Raw genomic sequence first — 23,225 nt, 5'->3', positions numbered from 1 at the left:
AAGTGATGCGTGCCGCCCGGGGGTTCAGTCCGCTCGGCAGTGTTCCTCCAGGTAGCCGGCTGCCAGCGCGCTTGCGCGCGTGAACCAGTCGGTCAGTACGGCGATTTCGTCGGGGGAGTAGTCGGCGAAGAGCTGGTTCAGGCGGGCGTAGTACGGCTCGTAGACCTCGCGGACGCGGGCCTCCGCGTCCGGCAGGGCGGCCACGCGGACCCGGCGGCGGTCCGTCGGGTCGGGGCGGCGGGTGACGTAACCGGCGCGTTCCAGGCGGTTGAGGATTCCGGTGACCGCGCCCGTGGTGACGTGGGCGCGGGCTGCCAGGTCACCGGCCGTGAGCAGGTTCTCGCCGGCCTCGATGACGTAGGCGAAGCAGGTCAGATCGGTGACGTTCAGGCCGATCTGCTGGGCCATCTCCTGCTGGCCGATCAGGCTGGTCGCGATGAGGTGGTCCATTGCCGACAGCGCCTGGGCCGGGGTGGCGGTCGGGCGCGGCTTGGCTTGCATTCCGGATTCCCTGATTCCCTTAGATCGTGAGAGATTTATGCGCTAAATTTCTTAGGAGGTGAGGGATCTGGCCAGGCGCGGTGTCTGGTTCTGTCCGGATCCCGTTCGTCCTCGGGGAGGCGGGTACATGAGCGCACACCAGTATGACGAGGGGCACACGGTCGCGGGCTGGACCGGTTTCGCGGTCGCGACCGCAGGGGCCGTGGTGCTGGGGCTGGGGGTGTGTACGGCCTCGGTGATCGCCCTGGCCGGAGGGCTCGGCATCGTGGTCGTGAGCGTCCTGGTCACCTGGGCGCTGCACCTTGCGGGATGGGGCAAGCCGCCGGGGCGGCGGCCCAGGGAGCAGTGGGGATGGCGGGTACGGGATCTGGCGGCGCGGGAGGGGCATCCCGGGTGCGTCGGATGCCGGCTGGCCGCGCGCGGACGGGGAGTGCCGGGATCGAGGGGAGCGAGGCGTATGGCGGATTCGTCCGGCGCGGCGGTCGGCGGCGCGGAGCCGGAGCCTGCTGTCGTCGCTGAATCAGGGCGCTGAACCGGCTGTATCGGGGCACCGGCCTGACCGGCTGTATCGGGGCACCGACCTGCTCGAATGCCCTCGCCACGGTCCGTTGTCAGTGGCGCCCCCTACTCTCGAAGGCAATGGCACAGGCATGGAAGTGCTCGGGGCTGCGGTGGGCGGCAGGCAGTCCCGTGCTGGCGTGGGACGGCGGTCGGCGCTCGGCGCTGACCTGGGGGAAACGGGTGGCCTTCGGGGTCGCGGACGGGGGTGTACGGACGTGTGTGGGAGCGCGGGGACATGCGTGTCCGGTGCGGGCGGTCGTGCCGGGGCGGAGTACGGGGGCGCGGTGCGAGGAGTGTGCGCGGCTGGACCGGGCGCACTCGGTGGCCGCCGACACGATCGCGGACGACCCGCGGCCGTACCACGTGTATCTGGCGTGGTTCGGGCCCGGCATGGTCAAGGTCGGGATCACGGCCGAGGAGCGGGGCTCCGCACGGCTGCTTGAGCAGGGTGCGGTGTGCTTCAGCTGGCTGGGGGTGGGGCCGCTGATGGCGGCGCGGCGCACCGAGGAGTTGCTGCGGGTCGCGCTCCAGGTGCCGGACCGGATTCCGTACGCCGAGAAGCGGGCAGTGCGGTCCGGGTTGCCGGTGGCGGAGGCGGAGCGGGTGGCAGAGGTCGAGGAGTTGCACGGGCGGGCGCTCGCACTCGACGGCTGGCCGGAGTCACTCGCCCGTGAGCCCTGCCAACCGGTCGATCACGCCGAGGTGTTCGGGCTCGCCGACCTGCCGGCCGCCGTCGGCGAGGTGACCGAGCTTGTCGCGGGCGGGGCGGTGAGCGGGCGGTTGGTTGCGGCGGCCGGGCCGGATCTGCATCTGGTGACCGGGCGTGGCGTCGTTGTGCTGGATACGCGATTGATGCGGGGGTGGGAGTTGCTTCCTGTCGAGGGACCTGTAGGAGAGGGCGAACTCAGTCTTCCGATACAGGAGTTCAAGCGTGGACCCAGCGCGCAGGACGGCTTGTTCTGAGTTGTCGGTCGAACCTGGAGGGGCCGGCGTGCGGCGCCTCGGCCATGCGGTTCAGGTGGGGAGCCGGTCAGTAAGGCGGGGGAAGGCTGTCCAGACCCCTGGCGTGACCTGGAGTATTGGCCCGTCCGCGTCCTTGGAGTCTCGGACGGCGACGGTGCCGGGGATGTTGCGGGCGACCACGAAGTATCCCGCTGGCCGACGATCTTCACCGAAGTCATCCGTCCGCGGCCGGCCCGAGCATCCCGAACCCCGCGTACACCGGACCCGTGGCCTGCAACTCCACGATGCACACTGCCCAGTGCTACGACGTGCCATCGCCGGGCGTGCCGCCGCGGCCCGCGCGTTGGTGCTCGGCTCGGTCATCCGTGTCCCGCCAAGCCGCACCGGCCGCGGGGTCGTTGAATCAGGCTACTTCGAAGGCCGCCGGCCACGAGCGGCAACCAACGTTTCAACAATCAAGATGAGCAGTGAATTGGCAAACCCGACCAACCTCTGGGCTGCTCCGGCTGTAGCAGGCTGCCTCCTGGATCTGGGTCTATGGCGAGGCCGACACCGACCGCGGCATATTCGTAGAGTGAGTGTTGAGCGTTAGCGAGGCAGAGGAGGAAATGACAGGCATAAAGCCCTCCTCCTCTGCCTGCCCCTATCTCACGCGCGGATAGGTGTCATGCACACTGGTTGCCGACGCCGTCGCAGTCGCCATCATCCCCGCCGTGGCGATAGGCGACCGGGCTGGACTGGACCGTCGTGGCCTTTGTGGCGGTGTGAAGGACCGACGGTGCGGCCATCGCGGATCCGGCCGTGGCAGTCGCGGTTGCGAGAGCGAAGCCAAGGACGGCGCTGATCGCGAGTATTCGTGACATGGATCTCTCCAGGCGTGTTTGGTGTTTGGTGTGTTGCCCCCTTGTCCATCACTCTGCCTACTCCTGTGGCAGGTTTCATCTCGGGCGCGGCCAATCGTGTGACCCCCGCGGAATCGTCCCGCCATGTCTCTGACGAGCGGCAATACTAGAGAATCTCTCCCAGCGCCAGCCTGCACTTGCCGTAACGCGCGATGGCGTCGCACGGTTCGCGGGCCACGACCAAGAACGCGGAGTGGAACCTCGACAACAGAGGCTCCACTGTGGCCCATTGTTCGCCCGTCAGATCTCCATGTGCCGCGAACCCAAATCCGCTCTCACCGCGTACCGCCCCGGTCACGGACTCGTAGGAGCGGTCCCGGGACGAGCGCAGAGGAGACGTCCCGGCGCCGTCGGCAGCCCCGCAACCCCTACTGGATCTCTTTTGGTAGGCGCTATGGACACCCCATCCCTCTCCGGTCGATCGTGGACGACATGAGCGAGGGCAGTTACGGATTCGCGAGGGCGTATGCCTGAGGCCGAGGATGTGCGGCGGTTCTGGCAGCGGATCGGGCTGCCCGGGCTGGTCGACGTGCACACCCACTTCATGCCCGAGCGCGTGCTGCGCAAGGTCTGGGGCTACTTCGACTCACTGGGGCCGCTGACCGGCGGCGTCGAATGGCCCATAACGTACCGGAAGGAAGAAGAGGAACGGGTCGCACTGATAAGGGAGTTCGGCGTGCGTCGCTTCACCGCCATGCTCTACCCGCACAAGCCGGGCATGGCGCAGTGGCTCAACAGCTGGGCTGCGGACTTCGCCGACCGCACTCCGGACTGTCTGCACACCTCAACCCTCTTTCCGGAGCCGGGCGTTGAGGCCTACGTGCAGACAGCTCTCGACGCCGGGGCGCGGGTCTTCAAGGCGCATGTGCAGGTGGGGGCGTACGACCCGGCGAGTGAACTCCTCGATCCGGCTTGGGGGTTGCTGGCAGAGGCGGGGGTCCCGGTGGTGATGCACTGCGGGTCGGGGCCGGCGCCCGGCAAGCACACCGGGCCCGAACCGGTCGGGCGGGTGCTGGCCCGGCATCCCCGGCTGCGGCTGGTCGTCGCGCACATGGGGATGCCGGAGTACGAGGACTTCCTCGACCTTGCCGAGCGGTACCGGGAGGTGCGGCTGGACACGACGATGGCGTTCACGGACTTCAGCGAGCGGCTCGCGCCGTTCCCGCGGCGGGCGCTGCCCCGGCTCGGCGACCTCGGCGACCGGATCCTGCTGGGCAGCGACTTTCCCAACATCCCGTATCCGTACGTCCATCAGCTGCACGCCCTGGAGCGGCTGGGGCTGGGTGACGACTGGCTGCGGGCCGTCTGTCATGACAACGGGGCGCGGTTGTTCGGGCTGTGAGATCCCACAGGCAGGCTTTACGCCCTGATCACCCCGGCCCCACCGATGATGGAGGCCGGGTTTGCGCAGGTGCCGCAGGTCAGGAGCTTCCCAGGGGTTGCCTGAGAGGTGCCTGTGCGTTTCTCAGGGAAATCACAGGTTGTCGAAAGGGTGCTCTCAGAGGATCCCGACAGTGTGTCCACCATGACCACGACCTCGCCCCAGGGGCGCACCGAACTGCTGAGGCCGGACGGGAGCCCCGTCCGAGTGCTTGTGGTGGACGACGAGATGTCGATCACCGAGCTGCTGTCCATGGCCCTTCGTTATGAGGGATGGCAGATCCGGAGTGCGGGGGATGGCACGGGTGCCATCCAGACCGCGCGGGAGTTCCGGCCCGACGCCGTCGTCCTCGACATGATGCTGCCGGACATGGACGGGCTGACGGTGCTCGGGCGGCTGCGCCGTGAGCTGCCGGATGTGCCGGTTCTGTTCCTGACCGCCAAGGACGCAGTCGAGGACCGGATCGCCGGTCTCACCGCCGGTGGCGACGACTACGTCACCAAGCCGTTCAGCCTGGAAGAGGTCGTCGCACGGCTGCGGGGGCTGATCCGGCGCTCCGGTGCGGCCGACCGGCGCTCGGACTCCGTGCTCGTCGTCGGTGACCTGACGCTGGACGAGGACAGCCACGAGGTCAGCCGGGCCGGGGCGGGCATACACCTCACCGCCACCGAGTTCGAGCTGCTGCGCTTCCTGATGCGCAACCCGCGGCGCGTGCTCAGCAAGGCGCAGATACTCGACCGGGTGTGGTCGTACGACTTCGGTGGACAGGCCAACGTGGTCGAGCTCTACATCTCGTATCTGCGGCGGAAGATCGACGCCGGTCGTGAGCCGATGATCCACACCCGGCGGGGAGCCGGCTACCTCATCAAGCCTGCCGCGTCATGAGCGGACGGCGACGACCGCGTACGCAGAAGCGACGAGCGGGACAGCCGCGCACCCTGCGGGCGCGGCTCGTCGTCGCTTCCGTGGTGCTGATCGCCGTGGTGTGTGCGGTGATCGGGACGGTTACGACCTTGGCGCTCAGGCAGCATCTGTACGACCAGTTGGACAAGCAGCTGCACGAGGCCGTGACGCGTGTGTCGGGCGACTTCGGGCCGCCCGGCGTGGGCGGGGACGATGGTGCACCCGGCCAGGCCAACCGGCAGAGCCAGATCCGCAAGACGTCCGATCTCAGCGATTTCGTCAAGCACGGCCCGCAGCAGCCCCCGGGCACGCTCGCGGCCAAGGTCGTCAACGGTTCCGTCACCGACGGCAAGATCAGTAAGAAGTCCTCGTCCAACTTCGAGATGAGCGCCGGGGACCTCACCGACGCCCAGAAGACCTCCCTCGGTCAGGTCCCCCAGGACGGCAATCCGCACACCGTGGACCTTCCGGGGCTGGGCACGTACCAGGTCGAGTACAGGAGCGGCTACTACGTCGGCTTCCCCACCAAGGAAACCGACGGCAACATCAACACCCTGATCCTCGTCGAGGTCAGCGTCACCGCCGCCGGCCTGGGCGCAGCCGTCATCGCCGGTTACGTCCTCGTCGGCGTGGCCACCCGCCCCCTCCGCCGAGTCGCCGCCACCGCGACCCGCGTCTCCGAACTCCCCCTCCACACCGGCGAGGTGAACCTCAGCGAGCGGGTGCCTGAGTCCGAGACCGATCCGCACACCGAGGTCGGACAGGTCGGGGCCGCGCTCAACCGGATGCTGGACCATGTCCACGGGGCGCTGCACTCGCGGCAGCAGAGTGAGATGCGGGTGCGGCAGTTCGTCGCCGACGCCAGCCACGAGCTGCGCACTCCCCTGGCCTCCATCCGCGGGTACGCCGAGCTGACCAGACGCGGCAGAGAGCAGGTCGGGCCCGACACCCGGCACGCCCTCGGTCGTATCGAGTCCGAGGCGGGCCGGATGACCTTGCTGGTCGAAGACCTTCTTCTCCTCGCCCGTCTCGACGCCGGACGGCCGCTGCAGTTCGAGCAGACCGACCTGATCCCGCTGGTCGTCGACACGGTCAGCGACTCCCGTGCGGCCGGCATGGATCACAACTGGCGGCTCGATCTGCCCGATGAACCCGCGCTGGTGTCGGCGGACGCCGCACGCATCCAGCAGGTGCTCGTCAACCTGCTCGGCAACGCCCGTAAACACACCCCGCCAGGTACGACCGTCACCGCACGAATACAGCGCCGCGGCCCGTGGATGTGCGTGGACGTCGAGGACAACGGGCAGGGGATTCCGGCGGAGTTGCTCCCGCACGTCTTCGAGCGGTTCGCGCGGGGTGATTCGTCGCGTTCCCGCGCCTCCGGGTCGACCGGCCTCGGTCTGGCGATCGTGCAGGCCGTTGCGACCGCGCACGGCGGTGCCGTCACCGTGGACAGCGTTCCGGGACGCACGGTGTTCACCGTGCATCTGCCCGCGCTTGCCCCGGTGCTGCCCCGGCCGGCCCCCGAAACGAATTGGCAATCGCACTCACAGGCAGACCACAGTGCCACCACATGGGTGCAACAGGGCACTTGACCAGAGTCGTTTCCATGCGAACCGACTCTTCTCCCGGCACCCTGCCGGCGCGGGAGCACCTCCCGGCCGGCGACGCCGGTACGCCTGTCCTGGACGTAGTGATCCCCGTCTACAACGAGGAGAAGGACCTCCAGCCGTGTGTGCTGAGACTGCACGACCACCTCAAGCGCACGTTCCCGTACGCGTTCCGGATCACGATCGCGGACAACGCATCGACCGACACCACCCCGCTGGTGGCGGCGCGGCTGGAGACGGAGATCCCCGAGGTCTCCAACTTCCGACTGGAGCAGAAGGGCCGCGGTCGCGCCCTGCGGACCGTGTGGTCCGCCTCCGAGGCGCCGATCCTCGCCTACATGGACGTGGACCTCTCCACCGACCTCAACGCGCTGCTGCCGCTGGTGGCGCCGCTGATCTCGGGTCACTCGGACCTGGCGATCGGCTCCCGGCTGGCCCGCTCCTCCCGCGTGGTGCGCGGGCCCAAGCGGGAGTTCATCAGCCGGGCGTACAACCTGATCCTGCGCGGCTCGCTGCAGGCCCGCTTCTCCGACGCGCAGTGCGGCTTCAAGGCGATACGGCGTGATGTCGCGCAGGTGCTGCTGCCGCTGGTCGAGGACACCGGCTGGTTCTTCGACACCGAGATGCTCGTCATCGCCGAGCGCGCGGGTCTTCGTATCCATGAAGTTCCCGTCGACTGGGTCGACGACCCCGACTCCACCGTCCACATCGTGAAGACGGCGACCGAGGACCTCAAGGGGGTGTGGCGGGTGGGCAAGGCCCTGGCCACCGGGTCGCTGCCGCTGGACCGGATCACCCGGCCCTTCGGCGACGACCCGCGCGACCGCGACATCCAGGACGTACCGAAGGGGCTGGCCCGCCAGCTCGTCGGGTTCTGTGTGGTCGGCGGTCTGTCGACCCTCTTCTATCTCGTCCTCTACAGCCTCTTCCGGCAGTTCGGCGGCTCGCAGGTCGCCAACGCGCTGGCCCTGCTGGTCTCCGCCATCGCCAATACGGCGGCCAACCGGCGCCTCACCTTCGGAGTGCGCGGCAGCGGCGGCGCCGTCCGGCACCAGGCGCAGGGCCTGGTCGTCTTCGGCATCGGGCTCGCGCTGACCAGCGGTTCGCTCGCCGCCCTGAACGCGGCGACGTCCGACCCCGGGCACTCCACCGAGCTGGCGGTCCTCATCGCCGCCAACCTCGCGGCGACCGTGCTGCGCTTCCTGCTCTTCCGCGCCTGGGTCTTCCCCGACAAGAGCGACAGCGTGCAGTCCACCGTGGTGGCATCGCACACCCCGTCCTCGCCGACCTGTGCGACGGCCCCGTACCCGCAGCAGTACCCGCAGCAGGCGTACCAGCCGCTGCCCCCGCTGCCGCAGCGCCCGGGCGCGCGCCCGAACGTGCCGTACCAGAACGTGCCGCACCAGAACCACCACACGACCCAGTTCCGCGCCGGTGAAGTCGCGGACCAACGCCGGCAGGACGCCACCATGCATCTGCAGCCGGTGCGCCCGACCGACACCGAGCCGAGGGACTGACGATGACCACCCACTACGACCAGTCGGCCCGGCCGGGTCCCTCCGCGTGGGGGCCGCCACCGACGGCGACCACGGACGTGCCGGAGCCCGTTGCCCCGCCGACCGCCCCGGCTCCCGGATCCGGTGAACCCCAGCAGCCCTTCGTCCGCAGACTCTGGCGCGGCCGCCCCGAGGACCCCCGCTGGGTGCGCCCGGCGTTCCTCGGCCTGCTGCTCGCCACCGGCCTGCTCTACCTCTACAACCTGAGCGCCTCCGGCTACGCCAACTCCTTCTACTCGGCGGCCGCCCAGGCGGGCAGCAAGAGCTGGAAGGCGTTCTTCTTCGGATCGCTGGACGCGGGCAACGCCATCACCGTCGACAAGCCCCCGGCCTCCCTGTGGCCGATGGAGCTGTCGGTGCGGATCTTCGGCCTCAACTCGTGGGCGATCCTCGTCCCCGAGGTCCTCATGGGCCTCGCGACGGTCGCCGTCGTCCACTCGTCCGTACGCCGCCGGTTCAGCCCCGCGGCCGGTCTGATCGCGGGCGCGGTCCTCGCGCTCACTCCCGTTGCGGCGCTGATGTTCCGGTTCAACAACCCGGACGCCATGCTGGCGCTCCTGATGTCGGCCGCCTGCTACTTCGTGGTCCGCGCCCTGGAGGACGGCCGTACGAAGTGGCTGCTGTGGGCCGGTGTCGCGATCGGATTCGCGTTCCTCGGCAAGACCCTGCAGGCCTTCCTGATCCTGCCGGCGCTCGCGATCGTCTACGCGGTCTGCGCGCCGGTGTCGCTGAAGAAGCGCTTCGGGCAGCTGGCCGCGGCGACGGCCGCGCTGGTGGTGGCCGGCGGCTGGTGGGTCGCGATCGTCGAGCTGTGGCCCGCCTCCTCCCGCCCCTACATCGGCGGTTCGCAGGACAACAGCTTCCTTTCGCTGACCTTCGGCTACAACGGCTTCGGCCGGCTGAGCGGCAACGAGACCGGCAGCATCGGTGGCGGTGGCGGTGGCGGCGGCACCGGTATGTGGGGCGAGACCGGCTGGGACCGGATGTTCGGCTCCGAGGTCGGCAGCCAGATCTCCTGGCTGCTGCCGGCCGCGCTGATCCTCTTCGTCGCGGGACTGGTGGCGACGCGCAAGTACAAGCGGACCTCCGTGACCCGCGGTTCGTTCCTGGTCTGGGGCGGCTCGCTGCTCCTGACCATGGTCGTCTTCAGCTACATGGCGGGCATCTTCCACCAGTACTACACGGTGGCCCTCGCCCCCTACCTCGCCGCCGTGGTCGGCATGGGCTCCGCGCTCCTGTGGGAGAGGCGGCGCGAGACCTGGGCGTCCCTCACCCTCGCGGGCGCGGTCGTGGCGAGCGCCGCCTGGGGCTATGTACTCCTCAACCGCACCTCGGACTATCTGCCCTGGCTGAAGTACCTGGTCCTGGTCGGCGGCCTGGTCGCCGCCCTCGGCCTGATCTTCGCGGGCCGGATCAACCGGCAACTCGCCCTCGGGGCGGCCGCCGTGGGCATCCTGGCCTCCCTGGCCGGCCCGACCGCGTACACCCTGTCCACCGTGAACAGTGCGCACACCGGCTCCATCGTCACGGCCGGCCCGGCCGGCGCGAGCATGATGGGCGGCGGCCGGGGCGGCCCCGGCGGCGGTGGCGGCATGCGGGGCGGCATGGGCGGCGGCATGCCGGGTCGGCAGAACCAGCAGAACGGCAACGGCAACAACCAGAACCAGCAGAACGGCAACGGCTTCCCGGGCGGCGGCATGCCGGGTCAGCAGAACGGCAACGGCAGCACCCGGAACCAGCAGGGCGGTATGCCCGGCGGCCGGACGGGCGGCGGCATGGGCGGCGGCGGTGGCGTCGGCGGCCTGCTGAACGGCGCGAGCGTCAGCTCCCAGGCCAAGAAGCTGCTGGAGACCGACTCGTCCAAGTACACCTGGGTCGCGGCGGCCATCGGCGCGCAGAACGCGGCGAGCTACCAGCTCTCCACCGGCGACCCGGTGATGGCCATCGGCGGCTTCAACGGCACCGACCCGTCCCCGACCCTCGCGCAGTTCAAGCAGTACGTGGCCGCCGGCAGGATCCACTACTTCATCTCGTCCGGCACGGGCGGCGGCATGGGCGGCAGCAGCAGCGGTACGTCCTCGCAGATCACGTCGTGGGTCGAGAAGAACTTCAAGAAGGTGACGGTCGGTTCGTCGACCTTCTACGACCTGACACAGAAGGCGAGCAGCTAGCAGGCGGCAGACAGGCGGGCGGCATCTGACGGAGAAGGCGTTGTACACCGTATAGCACCCAGCTATACGGTGTATGGCATGTCTACGTCCCCGCAGAGCCGGTCCCAGGGCCACCCCCAACGCTGGCTGATCCTCGGTGTCATCTGTCTCGCCCAGCTCACCGTGCTGCTCGACAACACCGTCCTGAACGTGGCGATCCCCTCCCTCACCAGGGAGTTGGGTGCGGCCACCTCCGACATCCAGTGGATGATCAACGCCTACTCGCTCGTCCAGTCCGGCCTGCTGCTCACGGCGGGCAGCGCGGCGGACCGTTACGGCCGCAAGAAGATGCTGATCACGGGCCTGGCGCTGTTCGGGGCCGGTTCGCTGACCGCCGGACTGGCCGGCAGCACGGGCCAGTTGATCGCCGCACGGGCCGGCATGGGCGTGGGCGGTGCGCTGCTGCTGACCACCACCCTGGCCGTGGCGATGCAGATCTTCACGCCCGAGGAGCAGCCGAAGGCCATCGGCATCTGGGCGGCGGTCAACGCGCTGGGTTTCGCGGCGGGTCCGCTGCTCGGCGGGTTCATGCTGAACCACTTCTGGTGGGGAGCGATCTTCCTGATCAACCTGCCGGTGGTGGCGCTGGGACTGATGGCGGTGGTGGCCCTGGTTCCGGAGTCCAGGGCTGCGTTTTCCCGGGGGACAACCCCCGGACCCCCGGAGCGCGGCGACCGTCCCGACCTCCTCGGCGCACTGCTCTCCACGATCGGCATGGCCGCGCTGGTGTTCGCGATCATCTCCGGGCCGGAGCACGGGTGGACGTCGGTGCGGGTCCTCGGCACGGCGGCGGTCGCCGGCCTGGTCCTGGCTGCCTTTGCGTACTGGGAGACCCGGATCCCGTACCCCATGCTCGACCTGCACTTCTTCAGGGACCGGCGGTTCACCGGAGCGGTGGCCGGAGCGGTGCTGATCACCTTCGGCATGGGCGGGGCACTGTTCCTGCTCACCCAGCATCTGCAACTCGTGCTTGGTTACGGCCCCTTGGAGGCCGGTCTGCGGACGGCGCCGCTCGCGCTGACGATCGTCGCGCTGAACTTCTCGGGGCTGTCGGCGAAGTGGTCGGCCAGGCTCGGTACACCGGTGTCCGTCGCGCTGGGGATGGTGCTGATGGCGGGTGGGCTGGTGTCCGTCGCGCTGCTGGACTCCGGGGGTTATGCGGGGACGCTGGTCGGGCTGTTGCTGATCGGTGGGGGGTGTGCGATCGCCAACCCGGCGATGGCGCACGCCGTCATGAGCGCAATTCCCCCGGAGAAGGCGGGGGTGGGGGCCGGGGTCAACGGGACGTTGGCGGAGTTCGGGAACGGGTTGGGGGTTGCCGTGCTCGGCGCGGTACTCAGCTCCCGGGTTCCGTCGGCCGGGCTGGCCGCGGGGTTGGAGGCGGGGCAGTTGGTGGGGGCGGTGGCGGTACTGCTGGGTGGGTTCCTGGCCGCCGCGTTGCTGCGTCGCGCTGAGCGGGCAGACTCGGGGGTGGTGGTCGCCTAGGAGCTCGGGTGCAGCGGTTGCCGGGCGGCTGAGGGCTCGTCGTGGTTTCTCGCGCTCACGCGGCGGAGCCGCACATCGACACAGCCCTGCGTCCCTCTGGGGCGGCTGCCACCTAGCATCGTGATCAGTCGACGTAAGTCTAGGAAGGTGCGCCAATGGTGAGGGCAGCCGAGCGGGCGGCGCGGACCAGTGTGTGGCTGGAGGGCAAGGTGCGCCGGGGCGGTCGCGGCGGTCAGCCGTCGGGGCTCGACCGGGACCGGATCACCGAGGTGACCGTCCGCCTCCTGGACGGGGAGGGGCTGGCCAAGTTCTCCATGCGCCGGCTGGCCGCCGAACTGAATGTCACCGCGATGTCCGTCTATTGGTACGTCGACACCAAGGACGACCTCCTCGAACTCGCCCTGGACGCGGTCTTCGGCGAGATCGGCCTGCCGGACCCGGATGCCGACGAGGACTGGCGCGACCAGCTGCGGGCGCTGGCGAGGGAGTACCGCTCGCTGCTGGTCCGTCATCCATGGCTGTCGTCGCTGGCCGGCACCTTCCTCAACATCGGCCCGAACAACCTGGCCTTCGCCCGCGTCGTGCAACGCGTCATCCGCCGCACCGGCCTGCCCACGCACGGACTGGCGGCGGCCATCTCGTCCGTCTTCCAGTTCGTGTACGGCTTCGGCACGATCGAGGGCCACTTCAACGCCCGCAGCGCCGACTTCGGAATGACCGCGGACGAGTACTTCAAGCACGCCATGAGCGCGGTGACGCAGGACCCGCAGGCCGCCGAGGTCGTCAAGGAGTCCGAGGACATCATGGCGGCCCGCGGCGGCGACACCGTGCACGAGATGTGGGAGCGGGACTTCGACTTCGCCCTGGACCTGCTGGTCGCGGGCATCGAGGCGATGGTGGCCCGGGGCTGACTACTCCTCAGTGGCCAGCCGTGCCGGGAACCCACCCGTGGCCACCGGCCCCCACTTCTCGGGAGTGACCCGGATGATCGACTTGCCCTGCTTCACCATCGCCGCCCGGTACTCGTCCCAGTCCGGGTGCTCGCCGGCGATGTTCCGGTAGTACTCCACCAGCGGTTCCACGGACTCCGGCGAGTCGATGACCTCTGCCGTTCCGTCCACCTGCACCCACGGCCCGTCCCACTCGTCGCTCAGCACGACGAGGCTGACGCGCTCGTCCCGCTTGGCGTTGCGGGTCTTGGCCCGATCGGGGTAGGTGGAGACGACGATCCGCCCGGAGTCGTCGACCCCGCAGGTCAGCGGCGAGGCCTGCGGGCCGCCGTCGGCACGGCGCGTCAGCAGGATCGCGCGGTGGCGGGGGCGTACGAAGTCCAGCAGTTCGTCGAGGGAGACGCGGGTGTTGGTCGCGATGTTCGGTGCCATGGCGTCAGCCTAGGCGCCGGGGCGCTGCTCGGCCTGTCCCTGCCGTGCCTACGCTCACGGGCCGCGTTCACGCCTGCGGCAGCGACTCCCCCTGCACCGCCTGGATGTCCAGCTCCACCTTCAGCGTCGTGCCGATCGCGGCGATACCCGCCTGGAGCACCTGGTTGTAGTTCATGGCGAAGTCCTCGCGGCGGAGTTCCGTCGTCGCACGGAAGGCGGCGCGGGTGCCGCCCCACGGGTCCGCGCCCGTCCCCAGGTACGCCAGGTCCAGGTCCACCGGCCGTACGACCCCGTGCAGCGTCAGCTCGCCGTGCACGGTCCAGCGGTCCGCGCCCGCCGCCGTAAGGCCGGTGGACCGATACGTGATCTCCGGGTACTTCTCGGCGTCCAGGAAGTCGGGCGAGCGCAGATGGTCGTCGCGCATGCCGTTGCCCGTGTCGATCGAAGCAGCCCGGATCACCGCTTCCACCCGCGACTTCTCCACCTCGTCAGGGGTGATCTCGACGCGCCCGGCGAACTCCGTGAACCGCCCGTGCACGCTGGAGATCCCCAGGTGCTGGGCGACCGCGCCCACCGAGGAGTGCGCGGGGTCGATGGTCCACGGCCCGGGCGGCGGCAGCTCCGTGCCGCCCTGCCGGGCCAGCGTCACCGCGCCGAGCTCGGCCCGTCCGCTCGCCGTGACGAGTGCGCTGGAGGCCACGGGCGCATACCCGACGGCCGTGACGATGACGGTGTAGGCCCCCGGGGCGAGCTCGGTGGCGTCCCGTACGGCCCCCTCGGCGTCCGCCTCCGCGCGCAGCACCTGTGTGCCGGTCATGTCGGTCACCGTGACGACCGCGTGCGACACGGCCCATCCGTCCCGCGTACGGATCTTCGCGGTCAGTCCCATCCCGTTTCTCCCTGCAGTGCAATGCAAATGGTCATAAAGAGAACCGGCCCGTGGCGCCGGGCGCGCACCTCCGCTCAGAGCGCGCACGCCGTCCGCCACGGGCCGGAGTATCGAACTACTCGCCCGGGTGGGCCAGTTCGATGTCGTGGTCGTCGACTCCGCGGCCGTTCACCGTGAGGGCGGTCGCCACCGGCGGGTAGCCCGTCGCGATGACCGTGTAGTCGCCGCCGTTGAGGTCGGTGAAGGCGTAGGCGCCGTCCGTGCCGGTGGTGGCCGTCCCGACCACGTTGCCCGCCGCGTCGACCAGGGTGACCCGGGCGTCGGCCAGCGGGCCGTGCGGGGCGCGTACGACGCCCTGGAGCTGGGCGCCCGAGTCGAGGTCGATCTCGATACGGGTGACCCCGGTACCGCCCACCTCGACGGGCAGGGCGCGCGGCCGGTACCCGGCGGCGTTCACCGCGACGGTCACGGCACCCGGCACCAGCTCCGCGAGGGAGAACTCGCCCTGCTCGCCGGTGGCGGCGGTGGCCAGCAGCTCCCCGCGGACATCGGTCACGATGACCATCGCGTCCTTGACGGGCAGCGTGGTCTCGGCGGCCCGCACCACACCGCTCAGCCCGCTGGTGCCGCTGAGCAGGATGTCGTACGAGACCGGCTCGCCGTTCACCACGACCGTGGACGCCTGCGGCTGGAAACCGTCGGCGGCGGCGATCAGGACGTAACTGCCGACGCTCGGCGCCTCGAGGGCGTAGGAGCCGTCGGCCTGCGCGACCGACCGGCCCAGCTGCCGTCCCGCCAGCGAGATCAGCGTGACGGCGGCCTGCGGCACGGGCGCACTCTCGTTGCCGCGGACGAAGCCGCGCACCGGGATCCCGCCGGATGCGGCCGGCTCCTCGGGCCGGGCGAGGGTGGCCACGGCGGCGAGCTTCTGCGTGCCGTCGGCGGCGACCTCGGTGTCGGACACGGCCCAGCTCGGGGCCTTCTCGACGACCGGAGCCGAAGCGGGGGCCGGGGCCTCGACGGCGGCCGGAGCGGCCTGGGACTCGGAAGGCGTCCCGTCCGCGGCAGCGGCCTGCGCCAGCGCGCCCTTGGTCTTCAGCGGGACCTCCTTGATGAACAGGGTGATCAGGAACGCGACGGCCGCGAGGGCGCCCGCGATCAGGAAGACGTCGGCGATGCCGTGGCCGTAGGAGCTCTCCATGAGGGTGCGGATCGGGGCCGGCAGCTTGCCGAGGTCCGGGAGGCTGTCGGTGGACGAGCCGGAACCGGCCAGCGCCGCGCGGTACTGCGGGTCGAGGGCGGCGATGCCGTCCTTGACGTAGTGCGTGATCCGGTGGGACATCACCGCGCCCAGCGCGGACACGCCGACCGCACCGCCGAGCGAGCGGAAGAAGGTGACCGTGGAGCTGGCGGAGCCGAGGTCGCTCGGGTCGACCTGGTTCTGCGTGCACAGCACCAGGTTCTGCATCATCATGCCGATGCCGAGACCCAGCAGCGCCATGAAGATCGACATCTTCCAGTACGCCGTGTCGTAGCGGATGGTGCCGAGCAGACCGAGGCCCGCCGTCACCAGCACGCCGCCGCTGACCAGCCACGCCTTCCAGCGTCCGGTGCGGGTGATGAACTGCCCGGAGACGGTGGAGGAGATGAACAGCCCGCCGATCATCGGGATGGTCATGACGCCCGACATCGTCGGGGACTTGTCGCGGGCCAGCTGGAAGTACTGGCTGAAGAAGACCGTGCCGGTGAACATCGCGACACCGACGAACAGCGAGGCCAGCGACGCGAGCGTGATCGTGCGGTTGCGGAACAGCCGCAGCGGGATGATCGGCTCGCTCGCCTTCGACTCGACGAGCACGAAGACCAGACCGAGGACGATCGAACCGCCGACCATCGCGTACGTCTGCCAGGACACCCAGTCGTACTTGTCACCCGCGAAGGTGACCCAGACCAGCAGCAGCGAGACGGCGGCGGCGATGAAGAAGGCACCGGCCCAGTCGACCTTCACGTCCCGCTTCACGACCGGCAGGTGCAGGGTCTTCTGCAGCACGATCAGCGCGAGGACGGCGAAGGGGACACCGACGTAGAAGCACCAGCGCCAGCCGAGCCAGCTGGTGTCGGTGATGACGCCGCCGAGCAGCGGGCCGCCGACGGTGGCGACGGCGAAGGTCGCGCCGAGGTAGCCGGAGTAACGGCCGCGCTCGCGCGGGGAGATCATCGCGGCCATGACGATCTGGGCGAGGGCGGACAGACCGCCGACGCCGATGCCCTGGACGACACGGCAGGCGATCAGCATGCCGGCGTTCTGCGACAGGCCGGCGGCCGCGGACCCCAGGACGTAGATGACCAGGGCTATCTGGACGAGCGCCTTCTTGCTGTACAGGTCGGCGAGCTTGCCCCACAGGGGAGTGGCCGCGGTCATCGACAGCAGGGCGGCGGTGACGACCCAGGTGTAGGCGGACTGGCCGCCGCCGAGGTCGCTGATGATGTGCGGCAGGGCGTTGGTGACGATCGTGGACGACAGGATCGCCACGAACATGCCGAGCAGCAGACCGGAGATCGCCTCCATGATCTGCCGGTGCGTCATCGGGGCGTACTCGGCGGAGCCTCCCCCGTGCTTGGCATGAGCCCGCACACCGGCTGGTGTGGTCGTTGCCATGGGCTTCCTTCTCTTAAGTGCTTGCGGGTGTACGGGTGGTCGGTTCGAGTTCGTGTGCGGGGGGCGGGAGCCGGGGCGGCAGGGCTCGGCAGTCGTCGAAGCTGGCCCGCAGGCGTTCCATGAGACGGCTGAGCTGGGCGACCTCCTCGTCGCTCCAGTCGGCGAGCCGCTCGGCCAGCAGCTGTGTGGTCCGCTCGGACAGCGTCTCCAGCTGGGCCAGGCCCGTGGGTGTGAGGTGCAGGATCCGGGACCGCTTGTCCGCCGGGTCGGGGGACCGGTCGATCCAGCCGCGCTCGGCGAGGTGCGCGACATGGCGGCTGGTGACCGACATGTCCACGGACAGCAGCTCGGCGAGCCTGCTCATGCGCATGTCGCCGTGGCGTCCCAGCAGGGTCAGCACGGCGGCGCTGCCGGCCGGGCAGTCGGACGGCATGATCCGCCCCAGCTCCCGCTTCACGGCACCGAAGGCGCTGAACTGACGGATCAGCTCCTCGTACTGCGCCCGCTCGGCCATCACACCTCCCGCATTCGTTGCTTGGGGCAACCATAGAAGTTGTTGGTTGCTGCAGGCAAACAAAATGGTCCGGATGCGAGACAAAAACTTGGCAAAGGCAAGTATTGCGGGTGTAAACATGCAGGTGAGGATGGTTGCGGCTGTGAACCGCCCCCCACTTGGGCCACAACCACTGATTCGCTAGGGTCTCGGGCTATGGCTAACCCCCAGGGCCCCCAGGGCAACCACGACCCCGCAGGCAGCACCCAGATGTTCCGCGCGTTCGTCGACGAGGGCCCGCAGGGCCGCCGTCAGCAGCAGGCGCCCGCGTCGGCCGGTCCGCGCATCGGCCTGATCGTCGGCATCGTCGTGGCCGTGGCCGTCGTGGCGGCCGTCGCCTGGCTGGCACTCAAGTAGGGCGTACCGCTACTTCCACTGGACGGTGACGTCCCGCGTCTCGATGTGCATGCCCAGCGGCACGCTCCCCCACTCTCGGCTTCGCTCGAGCGGGGGGACCCCCATCGCGGCGACGCACACCGTCCAGGTCTTGTCCTTCCGCGCTCCGGCCCCGATCGGCACGGGAAGCCCGGCGGTCGACTCGACCGTCCCCCAGTCGATGCCGAGCGCCCCGATGACGTGCGTCCCGAAGGTCACCTCACCGGAACGCACCGCCGTCCCCCCGGAGTTGAAGAAGTCCAGCGTGACGTCTTCGCACCACCGCTTGTCGGTGGCTTCACGAACCGGGTCGCTCCAGGTGAGCGCGGCGGGTCCGGCGGGTGCCGTGCGGCTGCGAGTCGCCGTCGGTGACGGCGAATCCGGTGTCGTACGACCGGACTTGGTTCCGCCGGTGGACGGCGCCGGATCGGGCGATGTCGGTACGGCTGTCTCCGGTACGTTGCCCGAACTGCTGCCCGGTGCAGAGGAGCCGCGCTTCTCCGAGCCGCCGTCCAGCGGCACCAGCGTCACACCGCCGGTCGGAGCCGCTGCCGTGGCGGAGGCCTGGGGCGCACCGCCGGCCACCCCGGTTGCCACGTACCCCTCACCCCGGCTGCCGCCCCCGCACGCGGCCAGTGCGGCGCCCAGACAGACGACGGCCGCCGACGCGCCGATCACGGCGCCTCGACGGCCATGTGTCCATGTCGTCCCAGGAATCCCACGCAGCATCGCGCCATGGTGGCTGACGCTCCGTCAAATAGGAACCCTCAGGTGACTCCTGAGGAGGATCAGTCGGAGATGAGCCCCTCCCGCAGCTGCGCCAGTGTCCGCGTCAGCAGCCGGGAGACGTGCATCTGGGAGATGCCGACCTCCTCGCCGATCTGCGACTGGGTCATGTTGGCGAAGAAGCGGAGCATGATGATCTGCCGCTCGCGGGGCGGGAGTTTGGCCAGCAGGGGCTTGAGGGACTCGCGGTACTCGACGCCCTCCAGCGCGGTGTCCTCGTAGCCGAGGCGGTCCGCGAGGGAGCCCTCGCCGCCGTCGTCCTCGGGCGCCGGGGAGTCGAGCGAGGAGGCCGTGTACGCGTTGCCGACCGCGAGGCCGTCGACCACGTCCTCCTCGGAGACGCCGAGCACGGCGGCGAGTTCGGGGACGGTCGGGGAGCGGTCCAGCTTCTGGGAGAGCTCGTCGCTGGCCTTGGTGAGGGCCAGGCGCAGCTCCTGCAGCCGGCGCGGGACGCGCACCGACCACGAGGTGTCGCGGAAGAACCGCTTGATCTCGCCCACGACCGTCGGCATCGCGAACGTCGGGAACTCCACGCCGCGTTCGCAGTCGAAGCGGTCGATCGCCTTGATCAGGCCGATGGTGCCGACCTGGACGATGTCCTCCATCGGCTCGTTGCGCGAGCGGAAGCGGGCCGCCGCGTAGCGCACCAGCGGGAGGTTGAGTTCGATGAGGGTGTCCCGGACGTACGCACGCTCGGGGCTGTTCTCGTCGAGTGCGGCGAGCCGCAGGAAAAGGGAGCGGGACAGGGTGCGGGTGTCGATGGCATCCGAGGCCGGAGGGGCCGGGATGTCAGCGGCCGTAGGGGCCGGGGCCGGTGCGGTGTCGACGGCTGCCACCTCATCGATGGAGCCGAGCACGGCGTCGGCGGGCGCGGACTCGCTCTTCGTGAGCGTGAGCACCTTCGAGCTGCCCTGATCTGCGGACATGCCACCCCCTCTGGGTCGCGGGACGGTCGTGGCCGAGGCTCCCCTGGTGAGGAGTTCAGCCTTCACCTGAATACCGGAGCCGAAGCCACGGCAAACGCGCTTGGGGAAGAATGTCACATGTCGGCAACACGCTGTAGTGACATGTCGACATGCGAGACGCGAATAGGCCCTGGAAAGAGGGGGTCTGATGCTTTTTCAGCGCAGAACTGTCGGGAACGGCGCTGGTGAGCGATTCGCTCGTGCCGGTGACGCCTCGATCATGCTTGCGGTTACGCCTCGATCCGATTAGCGGACCGCAGTCGCTGGAAGCTACGCGCGAGTAGCCGTGAGACATGCATCTGGGAGACGCCGAGTTCCGCACTGATCTGCGACTGGGTGAGGTTGCTGTAGTAGCGCAGAAGAAGGATTCTCTGTTCCCGTTCCGGCAGTTGTACGAGGAGATGGCGGACGAGGTCGCGGTGCTCGACGCCGTCCAGGGCCGGGTCCTCGTAGCCGAGCCGGTCGAGGAGCCCCGGCAGTCCGTCGCCCTCCTGGGCGGCCTCCAGGGAGGTCGCGTGGTACGAGCGGCCGGCCTCGATGCAGGAGAGCACCTCCTCCTCGGTGATGCGCAGCCGTTCGGCGATCTCGGAGGTCGTCGGGGTGCGCCCGAAGGCGGTCGTCAGGTCCTCGGTCGCGCCGTTGACCTGCACCCACAGCTCGTGCAGGCGGCGCGGGACATGGACCGTGCGGACGTTGTCCCGGAAGTACCGCTTGATCTCGCCGACGACGGTCGGCATCGCGAAGGTCGGGAACTGCACGCCCCGGTCCGGGTCGAAACGGTCGATCGCGTTGATGAGCCCGATGGTGCCGACCTGGATCACGTCCTCCATCGGCTCGTTGCGGGAGCGGAAGCGGGCGGCCGCGTAGCGCACGAGCGGGAGGTTGGCCTCGATGAGCGCCCCGCGCACCCGGTTGTGTTCCGGCGTGCCCGGCCCGAGCTCCTTGAGTTCGCCGAAGAGCACCTGGGTGAGGGCCCGGGTGTCGGCGCCGCGGCTGCGCGGCGGTGCGGCCTCCGGCGGGGCCTCAGGGGCCTCCAGGGGCGGTGCTTGAGGCGCAGTACTGGCCGGCACGGTCAACTCCACCTCGCAATCGATCAACGTATTCGGCAAAAGCGGTCATAGCATCACAAGAGATGTGCACTGTGTGCAAGCACCGCATTACGCCGTGTTGAGGGCAAGTTGGGGCATAAGACGCGCAAAGGCCCTGCGCCGGAACGGCGCAGGGCCCAGCGGGGTCCGGCTCAGTATTCGTAGTCGGCGATCACCCAGGTGGAGAACTCCTTCCACAGCGTCACGCCCGCCTGGTGCTCCGGGTGCTCGACGTAGCGCCGCAGCGCGGCCGCGTCGTCGAAGCCGGAGTTGATGGCGAAGTCGTACGCGATGGGGCGATCGCTGAGGTTCCAGCCCAGCTCCCAGAAGCGGATCTCGGGGATCTTCCCGTCCAGCGACCGGAAGGCGTCGACGCCCTCCAGGACGCGCGGGTCGTCGCGCTCGACGCCCTCGTCGAGCTTGAACAGGACGAGATGGCGGATCATGTGCGCTCCTAGCTGCGGGCCTAGTGGGCGCCGTTGGCGAGCCAGGTGAAGAAGTCGCCTATGGCCTTGGCGGCGTCCGATATGCCCTCGAACCCTATCTGGACGTAGTCGGCCGCCTTGGCCGGGTCCGTGATGATGATGTACAGCGCGAAGACCACGAGCACATAGACGGCGATCTTCTTGGCATTCACCGCCATTGCGGCCTCCCCAGTCACTGTTGCCCAACGACCGCACATGATCGCACGAAGGGCCCCGTCTCTCGACGGGGCCCTTCCCAAAGCGGTAGCGGAGGGATTTGAACCCTCGGTGACTTGCGCCACACTCGCTTTCGAGGCGAGCTCCTTCGGCCGCTCGGACACGCTACCGAGGGAGACCTTACAGCACGCCGGGCAGTGCTCTGAAATCGGTATTCGGGGGTCGGTGTTCAGGGTCCGGTCTTCAGTGGGAGCGGAAGAATTCGGTGAGGATTCGGGCGCAGTCCTCGGCGAGTACGCCCTCGATCACCTCGGGGCGGTGGTTGAGCCTCCGGTCGCGTACGACGTCCCACAGCGAGCCGGCCGCGCCGGCCTTCTCGTCGCGGGCGCCGTAGACGACACGGTCCACGCGGGACTGCACGAGCGCGCCCGCGCACATCGTGCAGGGCTCCAGCGTGACGACCAGGGTGCAGCCGGACAGCCGCCACTCCCCGAGGTCGGCCGCCGCCCGGCGGATGGCGAGGACCTCGGCGTGCGCCGTCGGATCGCCGGTGGCCTCGCGCTCGTTGTGTCCGGCCCCGAGCACGGTCGTACCGTCCGAGGCCAGCACGACGGCGCCCACGGGCACGTCGGCGCCGGCCCGCCCGGCCTCGTCCAGGGCGAGCCGCATCGCGGCCCGCCAGCGGTCGCGGACCGGGTCGGGGGTGCCTCCTGTGGGCGCTGCAGCGGTCAGCGGACGGTCTCCAGGACCTCCGAGGCGCCCAGGGCCTCGGCGATCGTGTTCAGGGCGTCCTCGTCCAGGGTGCGCAGCTCCTTGGCGCTGACACCGAGGTCGTCGAGGATCTCGGGGTCGCCGACGGGGCTGTGCGGCACGGACTCGGCGGACGGCGTGTCCTCGTCGCCGTCCTCCTCGTCCTCACCGTCCTCGGTGCCGTCGAGGTCGAGGGAGTCCAGGTCGGCGTCGTCGTCGCCGGGCTCCCTTCCGAGCAGTTCGTCGGTGAGCAGGATCTCGCCGTAGCTGCTGCGGGCGGCGGCTGCGGCGTCCGAGACGTAGATACGAGGGTCGTCCTCGCCGTCGACGCGGACGACGCCGAACCAGGTTTCTTCCTGTTCGATCAGGATGAGCACCGTGTCGTCCTCGGTCGAGGCTTCCCGGGCGAGATCGGCCAGATCCGACAGGGTTTCCACATCGTCGAGCTCTGTGTCGCTCGCTTCCCACCCGTCTTCGGTGCGCGCGAGCAGTGCGGCGAAGTACACCGTGACTCTCCCACTGGTCTTAGGCGTGCCGGTTGGAGGTCCCCCCGGCGGGGCTCAGGGCGGGGAGAGCTGTGCTCCGAGCCCCACCCACTCGGAATCGTGGCAGAAACAAGGCGTTCAGGGGACGTCTTCGACACCCTGTGTCTGCCGTCTTTGATCGGCCACGAGCGGGATCGTACGCGGCGATCGGCGTGTGCACGCAACGGGTTGCCCTCAGGCGCGTCCCGCGTCGGACCGCGGCTACCAGCGGAAGGTGCGCATGCGCATGGCGTGGCGCAGCCGTGCGGTCTTGGCGCGCCGGGGCTGCACACGGTCCCGCAGCTCACGGGCTTCGGCGAGGTCACGCAGGAACTGGGCCCTGCGGCGCCGGCGCTCGGCGTCGGTCTCGGCCGACGGCGAGTCCTGGCGGGTTTCACGCTCAGGCAGGTCAGGCATAGGCACACCACCCCCCGGTACGTCCTCCCACTTTCCCTCTGATGGGCGGTTTGATGCCAGCTTGGATCCAAGGGGCGAGGGCGAAGCCCTCTCGAGCAGGGCGGTGGTGGGAGACGGGTGGGCC

General features: G+C 69.6%; 24 protein-coding genes and 1 tRNA gene. 10 read left to right on the top strand and 15 right to left on the bottom strand.

Going from position 1 to position 23,225, the window contains the following annotated elements:
* Positions 1 to 24: 24 nt before the first annotated feature.
* A complete protein-coding gene (locus IH68_RS0124115; protein ID WP_030938644.1) occupies positions 25 to 501 on the bottom strand; it encodes a MarR family winged helix-turn-helix transcriptional regulator in 477 nt (158 codons plus the stop codon).
* A 127-nt stretch (positions 502 to 628) separates the two neighbouring features.
* On the opposite strand from IH68_RS0124115, the gene IH68_RS0124110 reads away from it, so the two are divergent.
* Together IH68_RS0124110 and IH68_RS0124105 are read left to right on the top strand one after the other, a co-directional pair.
* The gene (locus IH68_RS0124110; RefSeq protein WP_030938643.1) at positions 629 to 1,033 is read left to right on the top strand and encodes an HGxxPAAW family protein; all 405 of its coding nucleotides are present in this window, start codon (positions 629 to 631) and stop codon (positions 1,031 to 1,033) included.
* 107 nt (positions 1,034 to 1,140) lie between these two features.
* Positions 1,141 to 2,025 carry a DUF2797 domain-containing protein gene (locus IH68_RS0124105; RefSeq protein WP_030938641.1) on the top strand — a complete coding sequence of 295 codons (885 nt, stop codon included), beginning with the start codon at positions 1,141 to 1,143 and terminating at the stop codon, positions 2,023 to 2,025.
* Between the two features lie 51 nt (positions 2,026 to 2,076).
* On the opposite strand, the gene IH68_RS59450 is transcribed toward IH68_RS0124105, so the two are convergent.
* Positions 2,077 to 2,340, bottom strand: a complete 264-nt coding sequence (locus IH68_RS59450) for a DUF397 domain-containing protein (protein WP_078912602.1) — start codon at positions 2,338 to 2,340, stop codon at positions 2,077 to 2,079.
* 1,053 nt (positions 2,341 to 3,393) lie between these two features.
* Here IH68_RS59450 and IH68_RS0124095 point away from each other — a divergent pair.
* The 7 genes from IH68_RS0124095 to IH68_RS0124065 all read left to right on the top strand — a co-directional run bounded on the left by IH68_RS0124095 (position 3,394) and on the right by IH68_RS0124065 (position 12,983).
* Complete coding sequence (locus IH68_RS0124095) at positions 3,394 to 4,269, top strand: amidohydrolase family protein (RefSeq protein ID WP_030938639.1); 876 nt, start codon at positions 3,394 to 3,396, stop codon at positions 4,267 to 4,269.
* Between the two features lie 183 nt (positions 4,270 to 4,452).
* Complete coding sequence (locus IH68_RS0124090; RefSeq protein WP_030938637.1) at positions 4,453 to 5,193, top strand: response regulator transcription factor; 741 nt, start codon at positions 4,453 to 4,455, stop codon at positions 5,191 to 5,193.
* Positions 5,190 to 6,806: a sensor histidine kinase gene (locus IH68_RS0124085; RefSeq protein WP_030938635.1), complete on the top strand. Its 1,617-nt coding sequence runs from the start codon at positions 5,190 to 5,192 to the stop codon at positions 6,804 to 6,806. Before IH68_RS0124090 ends, IH68_RS0124085 begins: the two co-directional genes overlap by 4 nt.
* A gap of 14 nt (positions 6,807 to 6,820) precedes the next feature.
* Entirely contained in the window at positions 6,821 to 8,338 is a 1,518-nt protein-coding gene (locus IH68_RS0124080; protein WP_030938633.1) for a bifunctional glycosyltransferase family 2/GtrA family protein, read from the top strand.
* 2 nt (positions 8,339 to 8,340) lie between these two features.
* A complete protein-coding gene (locus IH68_RS0124075; protein ID WP_030938631.1) occupies positions 8,341 to 10,548 on the top strand; it encodes a glycosyltransferase family 39 protein in 2,208 nt (735 codons plus the stop codon).
* A gap of 78 nt (positions 10,549 to 10,626) precedes the next feature.
* Positions 10,627 to 12,072 (top strand): MFS transporter, encoded by a 1,446-nt coding sequence (locus tag IH68_RS0124070; protein WP_234341541.1) that lies wholly within the window; start codon positions 10,627 to 10,629, stop codon positions 12,070 to 12,072.
* A gap of 155 nt (positions 12,073 to 12,227) precedes the next feature.
* Positions 12,228 to 12,983 (top strand): TetR/AcrR family transcriptional regulator, encoded by a 756-nt coding sequence (locus IH68_RS0124065; protein WP_030938626.1) that lies wholly within the window; start codon positions 12,228 to 12,230, stop codon positions 12,981 to 12,983.
* Here the strand turns inward: IH68_RS0124065 and IH68_RS0124060 are convergent, their stop codons facing one another.
* The 4 genes from IH68_RS0124060 to IH68_RS0124045 all read right to left on the bottom strand — a co-directional run bounded on the left by IH68_RS0124060 (position 12,984) and on the right by IH68_RS0124045 (position 17,516).
* Positions 12,984 to 13,454, bottom strand: a complete 471-nt coding sequence (locus IH68_RS0124060) for a PPOX class F420-dependent oxidoreductase (protein ID WP_030938624.1) — start codon at positions 13,452 to 13,454, stop codon at positions 12,984 to 12,986. It abuts the gene before it with no gap.
* 67 nt (positions 13,455 to 13,521) lie between these two features.
* Positions 13,522 to 14,343: a YceI family protein gene (locus tag IH68_RS0124055; RefSeq protein ID WP_030938622.1), complete on the bottom strand. Its 822-nt coding sequence runs from the start codon at positions 14,341 to 14,343 to the stop codon at positions 13,522 to 13,524.
* Between the two features lie 115 nt (positions 14,344 to 14,458).
* Positions 14,459 to 17,002, bottom strand: coding sequence for an MFS transporter (locus tag IH68_RS0124050; RefSeq protein ID WP_030938619.1), 2,544 nt, complete (start codon positions 17,000 to 17,002; stop codon positions 14,459 to 14,461).
* A 13-nt stretch (positions 17,003 to 17,015) separates the two neighbouring features.
* Positions 17,016 to 17,516: a MarR family winged helix-turn-helix transcriptional regulator gene (locus IH68_RS0124045; protein WP_030938616.1), complete on the bottom strand. Its 501-nt coding sequence runs from the start codon at positions 17,514 to 17,516 to the stop codon at positions 17,016 to 17,018.
* Positions 17,517 to 17,711: 195 nt separating this feature from the next.
* Between IH68_RS0124045 and IH68_RS0124040 the strand changes: the two genes are divergently transcribed.
* Entirely contained in the window at positions 17,712 to 17,912 is a 201-nt protein-coding gene (locus tag IH68_RS0124040; RefSeq protein ID WP_030938614.1) for a hypothetical protein, read from the top strand.
* 9 nt (positions 17,913 to 17,921) lie between these two features.
* On the opposite strand, the gene IH68_RS0124035 is transcribed toward IH68_RS0124040, so the two are convergent.
* The 9 genes from IH68_RS0124035 to IH68_RS0123995 all read right to left on the bottom strand — a co-directional run bounded on the left by IH68_RS0124035 (position 17,922) and on the right by IH68_RS0123995 (position 23,101).
* Positions 17,922 to 18,608 carry a hypothetical protein gene (locus tag IH68_RS0124035; protein ID WP_420719007.1) on the bottom strand — a complete coding sequence of 229 codons (687 nt, stop codon included), beginning with the start codon at positions 18,606 to 18,608 and terminating at the stop codon, positions 17,922 to 17,924.
* Between the two features lie 110 nt (positions 18,609 to 18,718).
* The gene (locus IH68_RS0124030) at positions 18,719 to 19,642 is read right to left on the bottom strand and encodes an RNA polymerase sigma factor SigF (RefSeq protein WP_030938610.1); all 924 of its coding nucleotides are present in this window, start codon (positions 19,640 to 19,642) and stop codon (positions 18,719 to 18,721) included.
* Between the two features lie 269 nt (positions 19,643 to 19,911).
* Positions 19,912 to 20,763, bottom strand: coding sequence for an RNA polymerase sigma factor SigF (locus IH68_RS0124025; protein WP_030938608.1), 852 nt, complete (start codon positions 20,761 to 20,763; stop codon positions 19,912 to 19,914).
* 158 nt (positions 20,764 to 20,921) lie between these two features.
* On the bottom strand, positions 20,922 to 21,215 hold the full coding sequence (locus tag IH68_RS0124020; protein WP_030938606.1) for a Dabb family protein: 294 nt from the start codon (positions 21,213 to 21,215) through the stop codon (positions 20,922 to 20,924).
* A 20-nt stretch (positions 21,216 to 21,235) separates the two neighbouring features.
* Entirely contained in the window at positions 21,236 to 21,412 is a 177-nt protein-coding gene (locus IH68_RS57255; protein ID WP_030938603.1) for a hypothetical protein, read from the bottom strand.
* A gap of 83 nt (positions 21,413 to 21,495) precedes the next feature.
* A tRNA-Ser gene (locus tag IH68_RS0124010) sits at positions 21,496 to 21,580 on the bottom strand.
* Positions 21,581 to 21,653: 73 nt separating this feature from the next.
* The gene (gene tadA, locus IH68_RS0124005) at positions 21,654 to 22,079 is read right to left on the bottom strand and encodes a tRNA adenosine(34) deaminase TadA (RefSeq protein ID WP_030938601.1); all 426 of its coding nucleotides are present in this window, start codon (positions 22,077 to 22,079) and stop codon (positions 21,654 to 21,656) included.
* A gap of 59 nt (positions 22,080 to 22,138) precedes the next feature.
* Entirely contained in the window at positions 22,139 to 22,666 is a 528-nt protein-coding gene (locus IH68_RS0124000; protein ID WP_030938600.1) for a hypothetical protein, read from the bottom strand.
* Positions 22,667 to 22,906: 240 nt separating this feature from the next.
* Entirely contained in the window at positions 22,907 to 23,101 is a 195-nt protein-coding gene (locus IH68_RS0123995) for a hypothetical protein (protein WP_030938598.1), read from the bottom strand.
* Between the last annotated feature and the right edge of the window lie 124 nt (positions 23,102 to 23,225).

It is taken from the genome of Streptomyces sp. NRRL S-646, from assembly GCF_000720765.1.
Classification (GTDB): domain Bacteria; phylum Actinomycetota; class Actinomycetes; order Streptomycetales; family Streptomycetaceae; genus Streptomyces.
The sequence above is the reverse complement of the archived record's forward strand: the minus strand, read 5'-3'. Positions and strand labels throughout refer to the sequence as shown.

What these genes read in the sequence shown, in the direction of transcription:
- IH68_RS0124115 (WP_030938644.1), bottom strand. Translation starts at nt 501, where the DNA reads ATGCAAGCCAAGCCGCGCCCGACCGCCACCCCGGCCCAGGCGCTGTCG.
- IH68_RS0124110 (WP_030938643.1), top strand. Translation starts at nt 629, where the DNA reads ATGAGCGCACACCAGTATGACGAGGGGCACACGGTCGCGGGCTGGACC.
- IH68_RS0124105 (WP_030938641.1), top strand. Translation starts at nt 1,141, where the DNA reads ATGGCACAGGCATGGAAGTGCTCGGGGCTGCGGTGGGCGGCAGGCAGT.
- IH68_RS59450 (WP_078912602.1), bottom strand. Translation starts at nt 2,340, where the DNA reads ATGGCACGTCGTAGCACTGGGCAGTGTGCATCGTGGAGTTGCAGGCCA.
- IH68_RS0124095 (WP_030938639.1), top strand. Translation starts at nt 3,394, where the DNA reads ATGCCTGAGGCCGAGGATGTGCGGCGGTTCTGGCAGCGGATCGGGCTG.
- IH68_RS0124090 (WP_030938637.1), top strand. Translation starts at nt 4,453, where the DNA reads ATGACCACGACCTCGCCCCAGGGGCGCACCGAACTGCTGAGGCCGGAC.
- IH68_RS0124085 (WP_030938635.1), top strand. Translation starts at nt 5,190, where the DNA reads ATGAGCGGACGGCGACGACCGCGTACGCAGAAGCGACGAGCGGGACAG.
- IH68_RS0124080 (WP_030938633.1), top strand. Translation starts at nt 6,821, where the DNA reads ATGCGAACCGACTCTTCTCCCGGCACCCTGCCGGCGCGGGAGCACCTC.
- IH68_RS0124075 (WP_030938631.1), top strand. Translation starts at nt 8,341, where the DNA reads ATGACCACCCACTACGACCAGTCGGCCCGGCCGGGTCCCTCCGCGTGG.
- IH68_RS0124070 (WP_234341541.1), top strand. Translation starts at nt 10,627, where the DNA reads ATGTCTACGTCCCCGCAGAGCCGGTCCCAGGGCCACCCCCAACGCTGG.
- IH68_RS0124065 (WP_030938626.1), top strand. Translation starts at nt 12,228, where the DNA reads ATGGTGAGGGCAGCCGAGCGGGCGGCGCGGACCAGTGTGTGGCTGGAG.
- IH68_RS0124060 (WP_030938624.1), bottom strand. Translation starts at nt 13,454, where the DNA reads ATGGCACCGAACATCGCGACCAACACCCGCGTCTCCCTCGACGAACTG.
- IH68_RS0124055 (WP_030938622.1), bottom strand. Translation starts at nt 14,343, where the DNA reads ATGGGACTGACCGCGAAGATCCGTACGCGGGACGGATGGGCCGTGTCG.
- IH68_RS0124050 (WP_030938619.1), bottom strand. Translation starts at nt 17,002, where the DNA reads ATGGCAACGACCACACCAGCCGGTGTGCGGGCTCATGCCAAGCACGGG.
- IH68_RS0124045 (WP_030938616.1), bottom strand. Translation starts at nt 17,516, where the DNA reads ATGGCCGAGCGGGCGCAGTACGAGGAGCTGATCCGTCAGTTCAGCGCC.
- IH68_RS0124040 (WP_030938614.1), top strand. Translation starts at nt 17,712, where the DNA reads ATGGCTAACCCCCAGGGCCCCCAGGGCAACCACGACCCCGCAGGCAGC.
- IH68_RS0124030 (WP_030938610.1), bottom strand. Translation starts at nt 19,642, where the DNA reads ATGTCCGCAGATCAGGGCAGCTCGAAGGTGCTCACGCTCACGAAGAGC.
- IH68_RS0124020 (WP_030938606.1), bottom strand. Translation starts at nt 21,215, where the DNA reads ATGATCCGCCATCTCGTCCTGTTCAAGCTCGACGAGGGCGTCGAGCGC.
- IH68_RS57255 (WP_030938603.1), bottom strand. Translation starts at nt 21,412, where the DNA reads ATGGCGGTGAATGCCAAGAAGATCGCCGTCTATGTGCTCGTGGTCTTC.
- tadA (WP_030938601.1), bottom strand. Translation starts at nt 22,079, where the DNA reads ATGCGGCTCGCCCTGGACGAGGCCGGGCGGGCCGGCGCCGACGTGCCC.
- IH68_RS0123995 (WP_030938598.1), bottom strand. Translation starts at nt 23,101, where the DNA reads ATGCCTGACCTGCCTGAGCGTGAAACCCGCCAGGACTCGCCGTCGGCC.